The sequence below is a fragment of the Microcoleus sp. S13_C3 genome (assembly GCF_036700905.1).
GTDB lineage: Bacteria > Cyanobacteriota > Cyanobacteriia > Cyanobacteriales > Microcoleaceae > Microcoleus.
The window spans coordinates 1-3,185 of record NZ_JAUBPT010000306.1 but is presented as its reverse complement, the minus strand read 5'-3'; the positions used below and the strand labels follow the sequence as shown (position 1 = coordinate 3,185).

Sequence of the window (3,185 nt, the reverse complement as noted above, 5' to 3'; positions counted from 1 at the left end):
GGCTGTCACGATTTCCTTAAGCGGCGTTGGCGTTGCCCATCGATTTCCGGCTTATAACTTAAGGAATTTCTGCGTTCGTTAGCAGCAGCGCTCTGTCTGCGTCATGCCTGTGTTAAGTTAAGTGGCATTCCCGATCACCTGTCAGCCGGTGATGGCATCCCGACATTGTTACGGTTTATGGGCATGCTCTCCGCCCCCAGTCGCACCACTTTGATGGGATGGATGTTCTTTTTTGGACTTAGGGCCTGGTACCTTCCCCCTGTGACTCTGAGTGTCAAGTCCTTTCTCAGCGTTCACAGCCCCTTTATTTTTCCCCTGGCAGGTGTCGCCAGTAATTAATTAAGGAAAAGCTGCTGTTGTTTCATCCAGTAGCTTGTTTCTCATGTTCGTCCCGATGGTGCGGGAGTTGGTTATTTAGTTATGTGTTTCTTCTAAGACTGTTGATTGTTTTGGTGGACCGAAACTGTCAGGCAGTCCTTGAATCGATAATCCTTTTGAACGTAGCAAGCGGTCTAATGCTTTGATTTGAGCAATTCCTAAGCTTGCTGGGGTTACTCCTCTTTCCCAGTTACTTACTGATTTAGAAGAGACCCCTATTAGTCGAGCGAACTGTTCTTGAGATAGATCTAGCTGGTCTCTAAGCATTTTTAGTGGAGATTCGTCCTCTGATGATGTTTGACGCTTTCTTTTCATAATATAGCAAAACTTTCTAGAAACAGTTGCTTGACAATTGGCAAAATTTAGTAGAAACTGTTTCTGGTAGGTAGACACAACACAAGGTGGCTTCACCGAGCCGAGCATATGGGTTATGAAGATTCTGTGAAAACACCTTACTGTTAGTATCTCATCTATATTCAGATACCCCTGTAAATCTCGTTGGGCTTGTGCTCGAACCCTCAAGCCTTTTCCCTCAAATCATGTACACCTACACTGTCGTACAGCTTCAAGCAAAAACCTTTGGCGAACTCAAGTCGATCGCCCGCGAGCTCAATGTTGTCCCGTCGGGCGATCGACGGTGCCGCCAAAATTGGATTGATGTGATTGTTGGCGTTGAACTTCCGCTCCTGCCGCCGATCAAAATTTCCCCCGCTGTCGAAACTGAATCAGTCCAGGAGGCGATCGCACCAGCGACCAAAACTTCCCCTGGTGTCGAAGTCGAGCTAGTTCAGGAGCCGATCGCACCAGCAGCTAAAACTTCCCCCGGTGTCACTTTTTCTGATAGATTTTTGGCTCGCTACTTTCCTCCACACCCTGAAATTCATTATCAGGCTGATGCCGACGGGCAACTGAATTTGCTTGATTTCGAGATAGTCGCCACTGATGAACCGCCAGACCCTGACGATTTTGACTCCCTTGATGACTTTTTTGAGGCGATGGCTGCTTGGGATGCTGAGAATCTTGAGCCTGTGGAAGTTTCCCTAGATTCTATGGTTTACTGGGCACCTTGTCCTTCTGACTGGTATGAACCGCCTGATACAGGGATTTTTGTACGGTTGCCTGGTCCTAAGCCTCCCAAGTTTCCCCCGCAGGCGATCGAGCAAACTGATGATATTGCTTCTGTCAGCAGTAGTCATTCAGGGCGATCGCCTCCAGGAGGTGATGCTGTATTTTGATTTTCTCTTCCATCTAGCTTGCTATCTTGCTCCTTTGCGCGATCGTTTTTTGAAGGATAAAGGGCGATCGCTTCTTTACCAATTATCTATTACTGCAATGACTACTCTTAGGATTTCCCTTCCTGTTTACTCTAAAAATTGGCAGACTCTTTCCGAATACGAGGATGATGATGAGGAGGTGGAAGTAGACCCCATCCCTTTTGATTCTCAACGTTCTTCTCATGAGTTTTAATTATGGAACAACTTGACTTGCAATCTCAGTTAGTTGCTGCTCAAGCTGAGATTGCACGGCTTCGTGAGGATAATGAGCAGATGCGTGATCGGATTCGCGCTCAAACTGAAACCATTAATAGAGCTAAAGATATTAATCCTGTTGCCCGTCCGAGTTTTAAAAGAGTTTTAGCACTTGCTCAAGCTGCTTGTTTGGATTTGTGTAAATCTCCTGCTGGTGGTTGGCTTCTTAGTTTAGGTCAGCGTGTCCGCAAGTTTAAATCTCTTACTCAGATTTGGGATATTTTGTGTTTGGATGATTGGTTTTTGGAGGATTTGTTGGGGGAGTTTTTAGTAGTTAAGCCTCCCAAGCTTTCGGATGTTCCCCGTGATTTTGATTGGGATAATGCTGTTTCTGGTGGTATTTTGACTCAAGCCCAGAATTCCTTTGAAGCTTGGCATAATTTTGCGATTCCTTTCTCATCTGAATAACCGCCTGATGATGGCTGTGTGGCTCGGCGGCCGAAACTCGTTTTGAGTAGCGGATTGAGTCCAAATCATCCGTCATCAATCAATTTGTAATTTAGGGCTTTAATGAAGAAACAAGCTTTAATGGCTTTTCTACTTTCATAAGCTCGGTTACTTGTTGATTGATTGCAATCTTCCCCTGCAATTTATAGCTTTAAGAGTGAATTAGGCTTCTGGCCTTTGGGTGATTCATAAGCTTTGCTATGGGGATTTGGAAATTATCACCTGTAAAAATTGAATGCAAATTATTGGACTTGACATCAGCAAGGCTTCAGTTTCTGCTTGCCTTTTGCTAGAGAAACCAACTGAACCTCGACAATTTTATTATGATTCTGACTTTCATAAGTTTGATGCTACAGCTTCTGGAATTGCTGGATTGCTGGCATTGATTGGCGGGGATACAGATAACACGATCGCAGTGATGGAGCCGACGGGGGTAAATTACTCTCGCCTTTGGGGAACACAGCTTGCGCGGGCTGGTGTAGAAGTGCGGCTAGTCGGTCACAAGGAATTGAGGAGTTTTCGTGAGCACCATTTGGGACTGCCTGATAAAGATGACGATGCTGACGCTCTTGCCCTGGCAATTTACGGTTGGGATTTTCTTGAAGTTCCTTGGCGATTTGTCCAAGTGCGATCGCAAACGATTGTCGAAATTCGCCGACTCGTCCTTCGGCTTGCTCATCTCAATCGTGTACAGTCACCCATTATCAATCGTGCTCGCCAAGATTTAGCGTGGCAATTTCCTGAAGTTGCTCTGGTGCGATCGGTGCGACTGGGTGAAAAGGTGCCGCTACTTTGGGGGTGGTTGTGTGGTCAGCGAGATTCTGTTAAGTA

5 protein-coding genes are annotated in these 3,185 nt (G+C 45.9%); 4 read left to right on the top strand and 1 reads right to left on the bottom strand.

Annotated features, from left to right (window positions below; genetic code table 11):
- Positions 1-414 precede the first annotated feature (414 nt).
- Entirely contained in the window at positions 415-693 is a 279-nt protein-coding gene (locus QUA16_RS36140; protein WP_333102828.1) for a helix-turn-helix domain-containing protein, read from the bottom strand.
- 224 nt (positions 694-917) lie between these two features.
- Here QUA16_RS36140 and QUA16_RS36135 point away from each other — a divergent pair, with 224 nt between their 5' ends.
- The 4 genes from QUA16_RS36135 to QUA16_RS36120 all read left to right on the top strand — a co-directional run.
- On the top strand, positions 918-1,613 hold the full coding sequence (locus QUA16_RS36135) for a hypothetical protein (protein ID WP_333102827.1): 696 nt from the start codon (positions 918-920) through the stop codon (positions 1,611-1,613).
- Positions 1,600-1,845: a hypothetical protein gene (locus QUA16_RS36130; protein ID WP_333102826.1), complete on the top strand. Its 246-nt coding sequence runs from the start codon at positions 1,600-1,602 to the stop codon at positions 1,843-1,845. The genes QUA16_RS36135 and QUA16_RS36130 overlap by 14 nt, the downstream gene beginning before the upstream one ends.
- Before the next feature lie 2 nt (positions 1,846-1,847).
- A complete protein-coding gene (locus QUA16_RS36125) occupies positions 1,848-2,315 on the top strand; it encodes a hypothetical protein (RefSeq protein WP_333102825.1) in 468 nt (155 codons plus the stop codon).
- A gap of 274 nt (positions 2,316-2,589) precedes the next feature.
- Positions 2,590-3,185 (top strand): IS110 family transposase (locus tag QUA16_RS36120; protein WP_333181778.1); only part of this gene is annotated, 596 nt, incomplete at its 3' end.

Coding starts and splice junctions, on each gene's coding strand:
- QUA16_RS36140 (WP_333102828.1), bottom strand. CDS start 693: ATGAAAAGAAAGCGTCAAACATCATCAGAGGACGAATCTCCACTAAAA.
- QUA16_RS36135 (WP_333102827.1), top strand. CDS start 918: ATGTACACCTACACTGTCGTACAGCTTCAAGCAAAAACCTTTGGCGAA.
- QUA16_RS36130 (WP_333102826.1), top strand. CDS start 1,600: ATGCTGTATTTTGATTTTCTCTTCCATCTAGCTTGCTATCTTGCTCCT.
- QUA16_RS36125 (WP_333102825.1), top strand. CDS start 1,848: ATGGAACAACTTGACTTGCAATCTCAGTTAGTTGCTGCTCAAGCTGAG.